Raw genomic sequence first — 14,519 nt, 5'->3', positions numbered from 1 at the left:
GCGCCCGCTACTCGTCGAGCGAGATGTACGTCTTCGTGTCGGTGACGCCTTGCAGCCCTTGGACCCTGCTGGAGGCGGTTTTCAGTACCTCGTAGACGGCGTCCGCTTTGACCTCGGCGATGATGTCGTACGCGCCCGCGACGATGTGGGCTTCCGAAACCGTCTCCAACTCGCGGATGGGAGCGAGCAACTGTTCGGACTCACCGGCGCCCGTTTTCACCATGATAAACGCATGAACCATGTGTGAGATATTCTATCACTCGGTGCAAAAGCCTTGCTCCCGTTCGAACCACCCGATTCGACTCCCGCGGGGTAAGGTTATTTGCCTCCGCCGTCATACCCTATTCGCATGCGGTTCGTTATCATTGGTTCTGGTCGGGTTGGGCTTCGAACAGCGCGCGTTCTCCGCGAAGAGGGCCACGAGGTCACACTCGTCGAATTAGACCGTGACCGGGCGAGTCGCGCCCGAGACATGGGATTCGAAGTCGTCGAAGGCGACGGCTCTCACGAAGAGACGTTGCTCGAAGCGGGTATCGAGGACGCCAACGCCTTCGGGGCGCTCACGGCGGACCTCAACGTGAACTTCGCTGCCTGTATGATCGCCAAGCACTTCGGCTGTCGAACGGTGCTCCGCGTGGACGAAGACTACCGCGAAGAGGTGTACCAAAAGTACGCCAAAGAGGTGGACGAAATCGTCTACCCCGAGCGCCTCGGTGCGATTGGGGCGAAGAACGCACTCCTCGGCGGGTCGATTCAGGCGATTGCCGACATCGCCAAAAGCCTGCAGGTCATCCTCGTGACGGTGACCGAAAACTCGCCGATGAACGGGTACAGCATCGGCGAAGTCGCGCTGCCCTCGCAGGCACGGTTGCTGGCGTTCGGCAAGAAAGACAAACCGATGGGTATCCCGCTCCCCGACGAATCGCTCGAAACGGGTGACAGAGTCGCGGTCCTCGCCGAATTCGACGTGCTCAACGACGTTCGACAACTACTCGTCGGTGACGAAGTCGCCGCGGCGACGGGAGGTGTCTGACCGTGGTTCACGCCTACATCATGGTGAAAGCCTCGGCCGTCTCCGGGAGCATCGACGAGTTGAAAGCGGCGTTGCTCGACGTCGATAACGGCATCGAGAGCGTCCACATCGTCGCCGGCGACATCGACTTCATCGTCAAAGTAGACGTGGAGTCGCCCGCGAACGTCAAAGAGATTGCCGGCGGCATCCAGTCCGTCGAAGGTATCGAAGACACACAGACGTACATCGCAATGGACTGACGAAACCTACAGTCCACCCCGACGCTCTTTTCTTTCGCGTGAGTCGGTGAGGCTTCAGTCTGCTCAGACCTGAGACTCCGGTCCGCTCAGAACCCTGCGCCGGCGGTCTCTCTGGCTTGGTCGAGGATGCTCGACACTGGTTCGGTGTAATCGTAGCCGGGGATGATTCCCTGGACGAACGTCCCCTCGACGTAGTCGATGACTGCGCCCGCATCGTCCACGCCGCGGCGTTCGTTGATGTCGGTAAAGGTGACGCGAACGACGGCCTCCCCGCCGCTCCGTCGGACCTCGGGGACGAGGTCGTGTTCCTTCGCGGTCACGCCGCCGGCGTCCTCCATTCGGAGTTCGAACGTCTCGTACCAGCCATCTTCGACCACGTCGGCGACACCCTCCTCGACCACCGCCGAGAGCATCGGTACGCGAACGACGATATCGAACTCGACGTGTCCGTTCTCCAACTCGGCGGCGGTGACGCTCCCGTCGAACGGCGTCGTCACCGACTCGAACGTTCGCCCGCTCGCGTGCTCGAACGACCCGTGGTCGCCGAAGGCGCGTCGGACTCGACCGGAAAGTTCGTCCTCTTCGCTCATGGCGGACTCAAAGCACTCCCGAGAGAAAAGCCCGTTGTGTCAGCCCGTCTATGGTCGAAACGAGCGACAAATCGCGGCGTGGCGGCACGTTTAAGTATATTGCCGCGGACCTTTCATGTGACGCTTCGATCTGGAGGGCCGAAGCGTCAGCGGGGACCAAATTTAGGGCGGCATCGCCGCACGGGCCGCTCCCGTGCGGCTGCCCATCCCTTTCTGAAACACTCACCCACTGAGCCGCGCGACCGTCGTTTTTGAACACTCCGTCCACTCTCCACATCGAATACGAAGTCTCCATCGACCACGGAGAAAATCCAGCCGGCGGGACGACGAATTCTATTCGCCTGACTCGCCGTCGCTGCCAGCCCCGCTGTCGTCGTTTCCAGCACTGCCGTCACCCCTTCCAGCCCCGTCGGCGGCGAGTTCGGACATCGTCGGCGACGAGACGGTTTCGTCGCTGGGGGCCAACGACTCTGCGGCGTCCTCACCGACCAGCTCTGCGCCCAGTTCCACGTCCTCGCTCGCGTCGGCCGAAACGTCGAATCTGTCTGCGAGCGACCGAAGCTCTTCGGTCACCTCGGAGAGTTCTTGCATCTCGCTTGCGACGCCGAGCATCGCGTCGTTCTGTTCGCTGGCGGCGTCCGCGACGGCCGCGGATTCGGACTGCGCTTCGGAGGCAATCGACGCGGCCTCGTCGGCCAGTCGTGCGACCGACTGCGCGGCCGTCGCTTGGGTCGCCGCCGCGTCGTCGATTGCGGCGACGCCGATATCGACTTCGTCCAGTTGTTCGACCGCTTCGTCGATGGCGGCCTTCCCGTCTTCGACCGTCTCGACGCCGACATCGACCTGTTCGCGGGCGGCGTGCACTTCGGCGACGGTCTCGTCGGCAGTGGTCTCGACCTCCGAAATCGACTCGGCAATCTCGGTGGTCGCATCGGCCGTCTCGCCCGCCAGTTCCTTGACGCTCTGTGCGACGACGGCGAATCCGGCACCGGCGTCGCCGGCGCGGGCGGCCTCGATAGAGGCGTTGAGCGCGAGCAGGTTCGTCTGGTCGGCGATGTCTTCGATGAGGTCCACGACGTCGCTGATTTGGGCGACTTCCTCCCGCAGCGCTTCCACGCCGTCGGTCGCGGCGACGATTCGCTCGTCGATTTCGACCATCTCCTCATGTACGTCTTCGGTCGCGGTTCGACCGACCGAACCGTGTTCGCTCGCGTCGCTGGCGAGTTCGGCGAGTTCGTCGGCCGAGGCGGCGACCTCTTGGACCGTCGCCGAGAGGTCTTGCATCTCGGAGGACACCTCGTCGAGGAGCGACGCCTGTTCGCCCGCTCCCTCGGAGATATCGGCGGTCGCTCGCCCGACGCGCTCGGATGCCGCGGTCACTTCTTCGGTTCCGGCGGTGACGCGCTCGCCGGTCTCTTCGACGGTCGCCGCGAACGACGCCACCTTGCCAATCGTCGCTTCGAGGTCCGAGAGCATCGCGTCGATACCGTCGCCGACGGCCGCCATCGCCTCGTCCTGTGGCGTGACGTCTGTTCGGACGGTCAGGTCGCCGTCCGCGGCATCTTCCATCGTCTCGCGGTAGTCGGCCGCCGCAGTGGCGAGGTCTTGCTGTGCTCGTTCTGCCTCTTGAATCCTCGCTTGTAACGAGTCACGCATCTCGGCGAACGCCCCCGTGAGTGCGCCAAACTCGTCTACTCTGCTGGTAGTCAGGTCCACGTCGAGGTCGCCGCTCGACAGTGCTTCGGCACGCCTGCGGAGACGACGGAGCGACCGAACCGTTCCGCCACCCATGCTCAGGCCGACCAGCGCGAGTCCGCCGAGGGCGACCGCGATGAGAACCGTCACCTGTTCTTCGACGAAGGAGGCGACGGCGTAGGTCTGTGCGGGCGGCGATTCGATGAGGACCGCCCACTCGGTTCCCTCGACGGGGGCGTAGGCGACGAGCGTTCCGTCCCGATTCAGCACGCCCGACCTCCCTTCTTGTGCCGCATCGAGTCCGGGGGTCTCATCGCCGTCGTTGTACAATCGCAGGACGTTCTTGCCGTACTTGTCGATGGCAATCACGCCTTTCGAGTTGACGACGCGCGTGTGCGAGCCTTTGATAGGTTCGTTCAGTGCCTCGGCGTGCCGGGTCGCATCGACCACGACGACGACGGCCGCGTCCTGTCCTTCGACCGGACTCATGAAGGCGATGCGCTCGCCGCCGGCGTAGCGGTAGACCTCAGAGATAGCCACGCCGCTGGGGTCGAGCATCGTGAGCGACCCGACCGCCCACGAGATGTCGAGGTCCTCCATCGTCTTCGTCTCCAGCGTCGAGTCCGTACTCCGGACGATGTCTCGGTTCGACGGCTTCACGTAGTGGATAGCGAGCACTTCGGGCGGGAGGCGCTCTTTTTCCATGTCGAGGACGGGTTCGATTTCGTCCGGATTACCCGACCGGACTGCTTCGAACTCCGAGAGCATCCGTGCCGTGCGCGTGTAGCCATCGACCCAATTTGCGAGTTTTTCGGCCTCCAACGATGCCACCAGTTCGAGGTCGGAGTGCGCATCCGCTCTGACCTCCGTGCCCACGGTTCCGGACACGTAGACTCCTAGCCCGCCCAACACTACCGCAACGGCGACGACGACGAGTAGGAATTTCCGAAGGTAACTCCGCCTGAGTACCTTCGGCACGACCGTAGCGAATTTCATGCTACCGTGTGACAGGCAAATCTCTGATAAAGTCCTGACTGTCTGAATATCAGGACCGATAACAAAGACACGACTACAATTCAGAAATCGTCGTGACGACGGCCACCGCTGCCGCCCCAGTTGCACCGCTGCTCATCCCGAGGTACAGCGGGATGCTGAGCAACACGCCGAGGGTGCCGCCCCCGAGGACGAACGCCGCCATCACGGCGAGCGTCAGGTCGAACCGAGAGGGCGAAATCGGTGGGTGCATAGCTAATTACATATTATTACGCGAGGCGTCAAAGAGTTTGGGGCGGCGGGTCTATTCGCCTTGCTCTGTGTGGCCCCCATCCGTGGGAATCCGGGTGATATCTTCCATCGCACGCTCGATTTCGGCCCGTTCGTGCTCGCCGAGTAACTCGTAGGCGCGGGCACGCTCTTCGTAGACCCACCTGTTGCGCATCCCGAGCGTGATGGCGTTTTCGAAGCAGCGAACCGCCTCTTCGGCGAGTCCCCGTTCGAGCAGGAAGTACCCGCGATTGTACCACGCGTGCGGCACGTGTGCGTCGAGTTCGACCGCCCGCTCGGCGTGTTCCAGCGGGTGCGACGAGTCGCCGTCTTCCCACATCGCGTAGGCGAGGTTCGTCTCGGCGGTCGCGGCGTGGTCGTTATCGCCGTTGATACGTAGCGCGTCGCGGTAGGCACCGATTGCCTCGTCGTACTCTTCGAGTTGCGCGTGGGCGACTCCCTTGTTCACCAGCGCCTCCTGTACCTGCTCCGAGTCTTCTTCCCCGTAGACGATTGCTCGCGTGAAGCTATCGATGGCTTGCTCGTACTCGCCGAGTTCCACGTACGTCAGTCCAATCTCGACCAGCGCCGCCACGTCCACGTCGTCGGGGACGACCTGCGATTCATCCACGAACTCTGCCAGTACATGGTTGTCCGCAGGGTCTATCTGACGGCCATTCAGGCGAAACTCCGGTGGGTCGAGGTCGAACCCCCTGTAGGGGTCGTCGAACCCCTGCCCATCCGAGTAGTCGTGTTTTCGCGTCGATCCCATTCGTGTGTATTCGCGGGGCAGCGAGATAGCGTGTTCGGCGTGTTATCATTTGGCAATACGAATCTCAGTCGGGAGTCCAGTTTTCGAGCAAGCGCCGCGTAGACGGCAGCAACCGGTTTTCGGCTGGTGGCGTCGCAAACCACGCCGCGCCGTTCAGCTCACCGGGTTGGGTCGTAATCGACCCGCCCTCGTATTCGGCCTGAAAGAACACTCGCAGCACGTGGAGTCGCTCGTCGTACCCCTCACAGGTGGCGATTTCGTGGCGCAGATGATCGAGTCCCGTCAGCGAGACCGATATCCCGACTTCCTCGTCGGTTTCACGTTTCACGGTCGCTTCCATCGTCTCGTCGCCTTCCTGTCCGCCGCCGGGGACGCCCCACTTGGAACTTCCCCGCCCGAGAATCAACAGGACGCGTTCTCGCTCCGGTTTCTCGACCGCCATCGATTCGGTCAGTGGCGAAAGTTCGTCTGGTGGCCGCCTGACGAGCGCGTACGCACTCCCGATGTATCCCTCGTTGGACATCTCTACCCAGTCTTCGAACTCGTCTGGGTCTGGTGTGTCGTGCCGCTCGACGATTGGTGCCGTACCGAATCGGTCGAAGAGGTGGTCACGCCGTCGTTCGACCGCTTCGAGGTTTATCTCCTGCCACGTCACGTGGTATCGGTTACTCGGTTTCCGTTATATACCTCAGTACGTAATCTGGAGTGAGTGCGGGGGACGAGATTTGACCCACGGTCGCTCACGTTCGTTCGCTCCCTGATTCAAATCTCTTGGCCGCACTTGGCACTCGTCACTTCGTGACTCGGCACAAGTGCGGGGGACGAGATTTGAACTCGCGAACTCCTACGAGAGCGGATCTTAAGTCCGCCGCTTTTGGCCAGGCTCAGCCACCCCCGCTCGAATCACCGTTAACAGGGGGGAAGAAAAGTGCTTTCGATTACCAATCGACCGACAGCGACCCGTCACCGTTCGGGTCCGGCGAAATCTCCTCGTCCGTCCGTCGGTCGATAACGTGAATGACGCCACGGCCTTTCTTCGCCGGGCACACCTCCGCGGCGCGGATGTTCTCGTCGAGTTCGTCCTCGCCGATGAAGTAGGACTTCGCGCGGGCGAGACCGCTTGCGAGGTCCATCTCCCAGTTGTCGGCGACTTCGGCACAGCGCCCCGCGCCGAAGCACTTGTTCGCCTCGAAGATAATCTTGTAGGGCTTTTCTTCGACCGGCGGAGCGTTTGCGTCGCTTCCGAAATCGCTCGGCTTCGGACGCTCGGTCTCCTCACTCATCGGCGGCAGTTGCAACCGCGGCGACTTTGCGCTGTCGGTCGGCTTCTGGCATGTGCCCGGTGGCTCTTTCCGCCTCGCACCCCTACGATAACCGATGGACCGCCCTCGACGCGAACGCTTCGACAGCGCGTTTCGCTCCCGCTCCCTCCGAGAGCAACAGCAGTTTCTCGCCGACCTCTGGGCGGCACGCGGGTGGGACGTGAGTACCGAGGGCAGAACCCTCGTCGCGGTCCGTGGCGGCGAGACCAAACGCATCGCCATCGCCAAAGACTCGTTTCTGCAAACGCGCGCTCCGCCGGCAGACGCCACCGTCATCGTCGCGCTGGGAGGGCGCGATTGGCCGGATGCGACGGTCTACTCCGTCGGCGACGTCTTCGATATGGCTCGCTACGGACTTCCCGAAGCCCAGAGTGATCGCCTCTTTTCGGCACATTTCGGGGCCGTCCTCAGCGCGCCGGTCGCATCGCGCCCGCGACGGCGGTGGGTTCGACCGCTCTTGGTTCTCGTCGTTCTCCTCCTCGTCGCCGCCGCCGCGGTTGCGACGGGGACGATTCCACTCTCCGGCGTTCAGTCGGCGACTCAAGGTGCCTCGCCGACGGCCACGGCGACTTCGACGCAGACGCCGACTGCGACGCCCGTCCCCCGTTCGATTGCCCCCGGCTTCTCGACTGCCGGTGTCGAGAACGCCACGCTTCTCGCCGAAGCCCACCGCGAGGCGCTCGGAAATCGCTCCTACCAGTGGACGATTGGGTACCGTGAATCGGTTGCCGGCAGTCAGACTGGAAGCGAAGTCGAAACCGTCGCCGTCGAAGCGCCGAACCGCTATCTGTCGTCGGTTCAGCGGAGTGGCACCCTGCGCGCGTTCCCGCGGCCGACCGCCTCCGAAGACTCCTTCGCCGACGGTTCGTTCCGATACGCTCGCCGCCCGGCGGAACCAGACGGCGTCGCCGTCCGCGTCATCGACCCCGAAAGCGTGGACGGCCCCGGCCGCCAGGCAGTGCGCGCCGAATCGTACATCGACTGGTATCTCTCGACGGAGAACTCTCGCGTAGTGAATTCGACGACCGACGACGACGGGACCCAACTGTACGAAGTCGTGGGCAGCGGCAACGAGTTCCCGCGGTCGGTGACGTACACCGCCAGCGCGGTCATCGAAGAATCGGGGTTAGTCCGCTCGATGGAAGTGACCTACGAGACGCGAGACGGTGTGAGAGTAACAGTGTGGTTCGAATACGATGCGATGGACGAGACGACGGTTGAACCGCCGCTGTGGGCCGTCAACGCGCGCTGAGCTTACTGCTCGACGTCAACGGATTCGAGGACGACATCAGACACTGGCTTGTCCTGACGGTCGGTCGGGACCGAACCAATCTCCTCGACGACGTCCATACCGTCTGTGACCTTGCCGAAGACGGCGTGCTTGCCGTCGAGGTGCGGCTGTGCGTCGAGGGTGATGAAGAACTGCGAGCCGTTGGTGTTCGGGCCGCGGTTCGCCATCGAGAGGACGCCGGCGCCGTCGTGGCTCAGACTGGAGTCGAACTCGTCGTCGAACGTGTAGCCCGGGCCGCCGCGGCCGGTTCCGGTCGGGTCGCCACCCTGAATCATGAAGCCGTCGATGATGCGGTGGAAGAGGATGTCCTCGTAGAGGGGTTCGTCCTCTTTCGTCTCGTCCGTCTCGGGGTGGACCCACGTCTTCTCGCCCGTGGCGAGACCGATGAAGTTCTCGACCGTGTTCGGAACCTTGTCCGCGAACAGTTCGACCGTGATGTCGCCCTTCGTCGTGTGGAGCGTGGCAGTTGGGTTGTCGCTCATACCAACCCCGTCGTGCGGGCGACTGAAAACCGTGCCGCTCCGACTACATCGGCCGAACCGATAGACATATCAATTTGACACGAACGATTGTGATGAGATGACATATCAATGGCACAGAGGGTCGCTTCAATGAGCGCGCTCTCGGTTCTCCGGAAGGCCTCGAACGTCGCAAACACGTACTTCGTCGTGCTCGTCCTCGTCGCGGCGGGTCTCGCGCTGGTCGAACCGGGTCTGTTCACGTGGATTGCACCCCACATCTCGCTCGGACTCGGCATCATCATGCTCGGGATGGGGCTGACGCTCCAACCAATCGACTTCAAACGACTCGCCGAGCAACCCGGTGCCGTCGCCGTCGGTGCCATCGCGCAGTGGCTCGTGATGCCGTTGGCGGCCTACGCGCTCACCGTCGCCCTCTCGCTCCCGCCGGAACTCGCCGTCGGCGTCATCCTCGTCGGTGCCGCGCCGGGCGGCACCGCCTCGAACGTCATGGCCTACCTCGGCGAGGGCGACGTGGCGCTCTCCGTTGCGATTACGACCGTCACGACGCTCGCCGCGCCCATCGTCATGCCCGCGTGGGTGGTCGCGCTCGCCGGCGAGCAGTTACAGGTGGGCTTCATGGACCTCTTCGTGAGCATCGTCCAAATCGTCTTCATCCCGGTCGTACTCGGATTCGCGCTCCGATATCTGCTCGACCGCTACGCACCTGAGGCCGCCGAAGCTGGACTCGACGTGTTCCCGCTCGTCTCGGTGGTGACCATCGTCGCCATCGTCGCGGCCGTCGTCGGTCTCAACGTCGATACGATTCTCGGTGCCGGTGCGGCCGCCATCGCCGCCGTCGTCCTCCACAACGCGATTGGACTCGGCGCTGGCTACGGCGCGGGCACGCTCGCCGGCATGCCCGCCGACCGCGTTCGGACGACGACGTTCGAAGTCGGCCTCCAGAACAGTGGTCTCGCCGCCGCCCTCGCCGTCGCGTTCTTCTCGCCGCTCGCCGCGTTGCCGCCGGCGCTCTTCAGCGTCTGGCACAACGTCACCGGCCCGGCGCTGGCGAGTTACTTCTCGCGGCAGGAGGCCAGTCGCCCGGCCCACGCACCGACAGACGACTGAGAACCGACACGAGGTACCGTCTTTTTCGCCGACTGCGGATTCCCCCTACCTACAAGAGACACGATAGCGTTGCGGTGCGTATGCACACCGCGGAGACCGTGACACTCGCCCGCTTCCCGTCCGGTGTCCCCATCCAGACGACGGTTCACGTCTACGAACCGGACGACGGGACGACCGACGGGCCGACACTCTACGTTCAAGCCGCCCAACACGGCCGGGAGATAAACGGTACCGAAGTCCTCCGGCGACTCCACAGTCGCCTCGACCGCGAATCGTTCGACGGCCGCATCGTCGCCGTCCCGGTGGCCGACCCGCTGACGTTCGACCGCGTCTCGTACACCACGCCCGAGTCGGTCGATTCCGTCAACCCGAACATGAACCGCGTCTGGCCCGGCGATGCCGATGGCTCGCTCCACGAACGCATGGCCGCCACCCTCTGGGAGTACGCCAGCGATGCGGACGCCATCGTGGACCTCCACACCGGCAGTCCCGACATGCTGACCCACACCGTTTACCGGAAAGGCCACGAGGAGTCTCGGACCCTCGCCGAAGCGTTCGGAATCGACGTACTGCTCGCCGAGGCCGCCGGAGAAGACGCCGAGGAAGAGTGGGCCGAACGCAACTTCGGCGGCAAACTCCGCGTCGCCGCCACCGAAGCCGAGATTCCGTCTATCACGCCCGAACTCGCCCACAACAAGCAACTCGTCGAAGACGCCATCGACGCGGGCGTCTCCGGCGTCCTCAACCTCGCTCGCCACCTCGGCATCCTCTCCGGCGCGGTCCAGTCGTGGGACGGACAAACGTACAAAAACCACCTCGGGCGCGTCACCGCCGCCGAATCCGGTCTCTTCGTCGCCCGCGAGGACCTCGAACTCGGCCGCGACGTGCGCCCCGGCGACCACCTCGGCTGGGTGTACGACCCGACGACCTACGAGATGCTCCAAGAGGTCGAAGCCGAACGCACTGGCGTCGTCTACTCTGTCGCCCGCGAGGCAACCGTCACCGCCGGCGCGACGCTCGTTGGCGTGGCGCTCCCGCTGGATGGCGACGAAGAGGATCCGTTCGACGCCGCTGACGAGGAGTTCGAAATTTAGGGCCGAACTTCAGGCGAGAAGACATTTATTCTCGCGGTTGGAGTCGCTGTCATGCGACGACGCGACGTGTTGCGGTTTGTGGGGCTTTTTGGGGTTGCTGGCATGGCTGGGTGTGCTGCGCCGAATTCGAGTTCTGAGCGTCGATTTAGTGACGTGAATTGCCCTGTCGAAATTGACCAATGCCACCACGAAGGGAGTGACGAACCCGTGTCTTTGGACCCAAAGAAAGTGCGCGTTGAACTCGGTGCGGAGGTAGCGTTTTCGTTGGTCAACCGAACGGATTCGACGCTATCAATCGGACCCGACAACTGTTGGCTCTGGCGACACACTACCGAGGGCTGGCGAGATATCCGGCCAGACGACAACGTCTAACAGGTCGGTGCAGAGATTGGTCCTCTCAGTTCGTACACGTGGTCAGTCCCGGTTCAAGCGGAGGTCCCAGAAGATGTGGAGCGTGGGTGGGGTGGACTAAATCGAGTCACCTTCGAACCCGGCCGCTACTGTTTCGAAGTGCGTAATGTCGATATTGGCGGGGAAGAGCCGACCGAGAACAAATCCTTTGGCGCGATATTCGACGTTGATGACCCGTCCAACAGGGCTGCCGACGACTCAAAAACGCAGGCGAGAAGACTTTAGCGGCGGAAATGGAGTCGTGGACATGCGAAGACGCAATCTATTGCGATTTGTGGGTTCTGTCGGAGTGGTTGGTCTCGCAGGATGTGCTGTGCCGACTGCGAGTCCAGAAAGTCAGGTTGGCGACGACACGACGTGTCCGAATGAAATCGGCCTGTGTTATCATGACGTGACCGACGAATCGGTGTTTCTGTACCCAGAACGAGAGCGAGTCAAATTGGGTCATGAAACGAAGTTCAATCTCGTGAATCGACAGTCTGAGCCTTTGGGTCTCGCTCCGGCGTACTGGCGAATCTGGCGACAAACGAACCGTGGCTGGACGGTGGTAGGAGACACACCGTCGCCTATCGATATCGGTGCAGTAATCCCACCAAACGACTCGTACTCGTGGACCGTTCTCGTTCGTCGCACCCCGTCCGAGAATTCGCTCGATTTCCGTACTGTGGGTGGTGTTGCGTTTCGTCCGGGTCGCTACTGTTTCGCGGCGCTCGATGTACACACAGAAGAAACCGAGCACAAAACGCTTGGCGCGATATTCGACGTGGTCGAAGCCTGACCCTCAGAAGTCGCGCAGGTCTTCGAGCACTGCTGCTGCCGCACCGGAGTCGATGGCTTCACGAGCCATTTCAAGCCCTTCATCAATCGACTCTGCGTCCTGCCGGGCGTAGATGCGAAGCGCCGCGTTGAGGGCGATAGCGTCGGCGAAGCGGTCGTCGCGCTCGCCGGCGAGGACGGCTTCCGTGATTTCGGCCGAGTCGCCCGCAACGTCGTCTTCGTTGACGCCGAGGTCGTCGTACTCGAAGTCCATGCCGTAGTTGGCGGTCTCGATATCGAAGTCCTCGAAGGTGCCGTCTCCTTCTCCCGAGGTCCACTCGGCGACCTTGGTGTATCCGGGGCGGATATCGTCGTAGCCTTCCATGCCCTGGAACATGACGATGCGAGAGAGGTCGTGGTGCTCGCTCGCTTTGAACGTGTCCGTCATCTTCTTGGCGAAGGCGAGGTGGTAGAACGACCCGAGGTGCGTCGAGGCGTTCGCGGGGTTGGCGATGGTCTCGATGGTGTTGACGAAGGTGCGAACGCCCATGTTGTCGCGGCGCTCCCAGAGGTCGTGAATCGCGGGGTTGAACTTCGGCTGGTAGTAGAAGCCGAAGCCGGTCTCGTCAACCATGTCCGCCGACTCGCTGGGTTCGAGTTCCGTCCGAACGTCGAGCGCGTCAAGGACGTGTTTGTAGGCGTCCTGCTTCTGCGTGGGGACGCGGTCGCCGGAGTGGACGACGACGGGCGTGCCCGCGGCGGCCGCGACGACACCAGCGCCGACGCCGAGGATGGCCGTCTTGCCCTTGCCGTCGTAGTTGGCACCGCAGTCTACGGGGTCCGCGTCTGGTTCGGCGTATTCGACGTACTGGGCCATCACGTCGGCGTAGGCCGCCAGTTCCTCGGCGTTGTTGTGTTTCCACCGGTTGGCGAGCCAGAACGCCCCGAGCGTCGTGTGGTCGGGTTCGCCCGCGAGGATGCGCTCCATCGCTTCGGTCGCCTGTTCGCGGCTCATGTCCTCGGCCGATTTCGTGCCCGTGCCCACGACCTCGGTCATCAGGCGCTTCAGCGGCCACGGTCCGAACTCGGTGTCGGCAGTCGTCATGGCTGGATGTTCGAGTGAGCGCGCAAAAAACGTCCTGTTCGTTCCCGCCGCGCGGCTCCGAAAGGGATAGGCTTGCCCACTCCTAAGCCGCGACAATGAGCGCGCTGTCGGAGGAGTGGCGAGACGACCTCGACGAAATCGATGCCGCCCTCATCGACGACTACCAGAGTGGCTTTCCGGTCGCCGAACGACCCTTTCGCGTCGTCGCCGAGGAACTCGGAACCGACGAGGACGACGCCCTGAGCCGGGTCCAACGACTCCGCGAGAGAGGCATCTTCCGACGCTTCGGCGCGGTACTCAATCCGCCGGTCATCGGGAGTTCGACGCTCGCAGCCGTCGCCGCGCCCGAAGACCGATTCGACGAGGTTGCCGAGGTCATCAACGGCTACCGGCAGGTGAACCACAACTACCGCCGCGACCACGAGTGGAACATGTGGTTCGTCGTCACCGCCGGGTCGCGGGCGACGCGCGACCGAATCCTCTCGGAAATCGAGGAACGCACCAGATGCGAGGTGCTCAACCTCCCGATGCTCACCGACTACTACATCGACCTCGAATTCCCGGTGATGAACGAGGACCGCTTCGCCCGCGAGAGCCTCGAAGGGACCGAAGTCAGCGCCACCCGGATTTCAGAGGACGCCACGGGAAACCTCTCGGACCTCGACGCTCGCCTCCTCGTGGAGATTCAAGACGGGTTTCCGCTCTCGAAGACGCCTTACCGCGATGTTGCGGCAGCAATCGACGCCGACCCAGAGGACGTAATCGCGTCCATCGAACGCCTCCTCGCCGACGGCTGTATCAAGCGCATCGGCTGTGTCGTCAACCACGTCGTTACCGGGTTTCACAACAACTGCATGGTCGTCTGGAACGTCCCCGACGACGAACTCGACGCTCGTGGTGAACAGGTCGGCAGTCTCCCCTACGTCACCCTCTGCTATCACCGCCCGCGCCGTCCAGAACAGAACTGGCAGTACAACCTCTTCACCATGATTCACGGCCGCGAAGCCGAGGCGGTGGACGAGAAGATAGACGAACTCGCCGCGGAGTACCTCCCGTTCGAGCACGAGCGACTCTACTCCACGAAGACGCTGAAACAGACCGGCGCGCAGTACGACGAACTCGTTAGCTCCGACGACTGATTCAGCGACCCTCCTCTACTCCTGAAAGTCCGCGGTCCGGGCTGGCAAAACGGCTTTGACATTGGAACGTGTATGTCTGAGTACACTTTTGGGGAGTCGCATAGCTTTCCCGAATAGCTCGGAGAACCGATTCGGAACGACGGCGAGACGGGGGAGCAGTGACTCGCTTCGGGCGGTTACGACCACACACGATGGAACCACAATCACGGCGGCGCATACT

Annotated in this window: 15 protein-coding genes and 1 tRNA gene; 6 read left to right on the top strand and 10 right to left on the bottom strand. The window is 62.9% G+C overall.

Going from position 1 to position 14,519, the window contains the following annotated elements:
• Positions 1-7: 7 nt before the first annotated feature.
• A complete protein-coding gene (locus tag ACFQJC_RS03630; protein WP_390221889.1) occupies positions 8-241 on the bottom strand; it encodes an Lrp/AsnC ligand binding domain-containing protein in 234 nt (77 codons plus the stop codon).
• Positions 242-349: 108 nt separating this feature from the next.
• On the opposite strand from ACFQJC_RS03630, the gene ACFQJC_RS03625 reads away from it, so the two are divergent.
• Together ACFQJC_RS03625 and ACFQJC_RS03620 are read left to right on the top strand one after the other, a co-directional pair.
• Positions 350-1,033, top strand: a complete 684-nt coding sequence (locus ACFQJC_RS03625; RefSeq protein WP_390221888.1) for a potassium channel family protein — start codon at positions 350-352, stop codon at positions 1,031-1,033.
• Between the two features lie 2 nt (positions 1,034-1,035).
• On the top strand, positions 1,036-1,272 hold the full coding sequence (locus ACFQJC_RS03620; RefSeq protein WP_390221887.1) for an Lrp/AsnC ligand binding domain-containing protein: 237 nt from the start codon (positions 1,036-1,038) through the stop codon (positions 1,270-1,272).
• Positions 1,273-1,358: 86 nt separating this feature from the next.
• Here the strand turns inward: ACFQJC_RS03620 and ACFQJC_RS03615 are convergent, their stop codons facing one another.
• The 7 genes from ACFQJC_RS03615 to ACFQJC_RS03585 form a co-directional block, all read right to left on the bottom strand.
• A complete protein-coding gene (locus ACFQJC_RS03615) occupies positions 1,359-1,862 on the bottom strand; it encodes a DUF5813 family protein (RefSeq protein WP_390221886.1) in 504 nt (167 codons plus the stop codon).
• A 333-nt stretch (positions 1,863-2,195) separates the two neighbouring features.
• Entirely contained in the window at positions 2,196-4,553 is a 2,358-nt protein-coding gene (locus tag ACFQJC_RS03610) for a methyl-accepting chemotaxis protein (protein ID WP_390221885.1), read from the bottom strand.
• Positions 4,554-4,626: 73 nt separating this feature from the next.
• A complete protein-coding gene (locus ACFQJC_RS03605; protein WP_390221884.1) occupies positions 4,627-4,803 on the bottom strand; it encodes a DUF8015 family protein in 177 nt (58 codons plus the stop codon).
• 51 nt (positions 4,804-4,854) lie between these two features.
• Positions 4,855-5,592, bottom strand: a complete 738-nt coding sequence (locus tag ACFQJC_RS03600) for a tetratricopeptide repeat protein (RefSeq protein WP_390221883.1) — start codon at positions 5,590-5,592, stop codon at positions 4,855-4,857.
• A 64-nt stretch (positions 5,593-5,656) separates the two neighbouring features.
• Positions 5,657-6,247 carry an NUDIX domain-containing protein gene (locus ACFQJC_RS03595; RefSeq protein ID WP_390221882.1) on the bottom strand — a complete coding sequence of 197 codons (591 nt, stop codon included), beginning with the start codon at positions 6,245-6,247 and terminating at the stop codon, positions 5,657-5,659.
• A gap of 158 nt (positions 6,248-6,405) precedes the next feature.
• A tRNA-Leu gene (locus ACFQJC_RS03590) sits at positions 6,406-6,490 on the bottom strand.
• Positions 6,491-6,530: 40 nt separating this feature from the next.
• Entirely contained in the window at positions 6,531-6,875 is a 345-nt protein-coding gene (locus tag ACFQJC_RS03585) for a ferredoxin (protein WP_390221881.1), read from the bottom strand.
• 94 nt (positions 6,876-6,969) lie between these two features.
• Between ACFQJC_RS03585 and ACFQJC_RS03580 the strand changes: the two genes are divergently transcribed.
• Complete coding sequence (locus ACFQJC_RS03580; protein WP_390221880.1) at positions 6,970-8,166, top strand: hypothetical protein; 1,197 nt, start codon at positions 6,970-6,972, stop codon at positions 8,164-8,166.
• Positions 8,167-8,168: 2 nt separating this feature from the next.
• On the opposite strand, the gene ACFQJC_RS03575 is transcribed toward ACFQJC_RS03580, so the two are convergent.
• On the bottom strand, positions 8,169-8,687 hold the full coding sequence (locus ACFQJC_RS03575; RefSeq protein ID WP_390221879.1) for a peptidylprolyl isomerase: 519 nt from the start codon (positions 8,685-8,687) through the stop codon (positions 8,169-8,171).
• A gap of 129 nt (positions 8,688-8,816) precedes the next feature.
• Here ACFQJC_RS03575 and ACFQJC_RS03570 point away from each other — a divergent pair, with 129 nt between their 5' ends.
• Positions 8,817-9,794: a bile acid:sodium symporter family protein gene (locus tag ACFQJC_RS03570; protein ID WP_390221878.1), complete on the top strand. Its 978-nt coding sequence runs from the start codon at positions 8,817-8,819 to the stop codon at positions 9,792-9,794.
• Positions 9,795-9,874: 80 nt separating this feature from the next.
• Positions 9,875-10,888: a succinylglutamate desuccinylase/aspartoacylase family protein gene (locus ACFQJC_RS03565; protein WP_390221877.1), complete on the top strand. Its 1,014-nt coding sequence runs from the start codon at positions 9,875-9,877 to the stop codon at positions 10,886-10,888.
• Between the two features lie 1,192 nt (positions 10,889-12,080).
• On the opposite strand, the gene ACFQJC_RS03560 is transcribed toward ACFQJC_RS03565, so the two are convergent.
• Positions 12,081-13,160 carry an anthranilate phosphoribosyltransferase gene (locus ACFQJC_RS03560; protein WP_390221876.1) on the bottom strand — a complete coding sequence of 360 codons (1,080 nt, stop codon included), beginning with the start codon at positions 13,158-13,160 and terminating at the stop codon, positions 12,081-12,083.
• 95 nt (positions 13,161-13,255) lie between these two features.
• Between ACFQJC_RS03560 and ahbB the strand changes: the two genes are divergently transcribed.
• Positions 13,256-14,299, top strand: coding sequence for a siroheme decarboxylase subunit beta (gene ahbB, locus ACFQJC_RS03555; RefSeq protein ID WP_390221875.1), 1,044 nt, complete (start codon positions 13,256-13,258; stop codon positions 14,297-14,299).
• Positions 14,300-14,519: the final 220 nt, after the last annotated feature.

Origin of the sequence: Haloferax namakaokahaiae (assembly GCF_042663225.1) — an archaeon.
GTDB lineage: Archaea > Halobacteriota > Halobacteria > Halobacteriales > Haloferacaceae > Haloferax > Haloferax namakaokahaiae.
This window is presented reverse-complemented; position numbering and strand designations above follow the sequence as displayed.

Excerpts from the sequence above, each read along its gene's own strand:
- ACFQJC_RS03630 (WP_390221889.1), bottom strand. The coding sequence starts at position 241 with ATGGTTCATGCGTTTATCATGGTGAAAACGGGCGCCGGTGAGTCCGAA.
- ACFQJC_RS03625 (WP_390221888.1), top strand. The coding sequence starts at position 350 with ATGCGGTTCGTTATCATTGGTTCTGGTCGGGTTGGGCTTCGAACAGCG.
- ACFQJC_RS03615 (WP_390221886.1), bottom strand. The coding sequence starts at position 1,862 with ATGAGCGAAGAGGACGAACTTTCCGGTCGAGTCCGACGCGCCTTCGGC.
- ACFQJC_RS03610 (WP_390221885.1), bottom strand. The coding sequence starts at position 4,553 with ATGAAATTCGCTACGGTCGTGCCGAAGGTACTCAGGCGGAGTTACCTT.
- ACFQJC_RS03605 (WP_390221884.1), bottom strand. The coding sequence starts at position 4,803 with ATGCACCCACCGATTTCGCCCTCTCGGTTCGACCTGACGCTCGCCGTG.
- ACFQJC_RS03600 (WP_390221883.1), bottom strand. The coding sequence starts at position 5,592 with ATGGGATCGACGCGAAAACACGACTACTCGGATGGGCAGGGGTTCGAC.
- ACFQJC_RS03585 (WP_390221881.1), bottom strand. The coding sequence starts at position 6,875 with ATGAGTGAGGAGACCGAGCGTCCGAAGCCGAGCGATTTCGGAAGCGAC.
- ACFQJC_RS03580 (WP_390221880.1), top strand. The coding sequence starts at position 6,970 with ATGGACCGCCCTCGACGCGAACGCTTCGACAGCGCGTTTCGCTCCCGC.
- ACFQJC_RS03575 (WP_390221879.1), bottom strand. The coding sequence starts at position 8,687 with ATGAGCGACAACCCAACTGCCACGCTCCACACGACGAAGGGCGACATC.
- ACFQJC_RS03570 (WP_390221878.1), top strand. The coding sequence starts at position 8,817 with ATGAGCGCGCTCTCGGTTCTCCGGAAGGCCTCGAACGTCGCAAACACG.
- ACFQJC_RS03565 (WP_390221877.1), top strand. The coding sequence starts at position 9,875 with ATGCACACCGCGGAGACCGTGACACTCGCCCGCTTCCCGTCCGGTGTC.
- ACFQJC_RS03560 (WP_390221876.1), bottom strand. The coding sequence starts at position 13,160 with ATGACGACTGCCGACACCGAGTTCGGACCGTGGCCGCTGAAGCGCCTG.
- ahbB (WP_390221875.1), top strand. The coding sequence starts at position 13,256 with ATGAGCGCGCTGTCGGAGGAGTGGCGAGACGACCTCGACGAAATCGAT.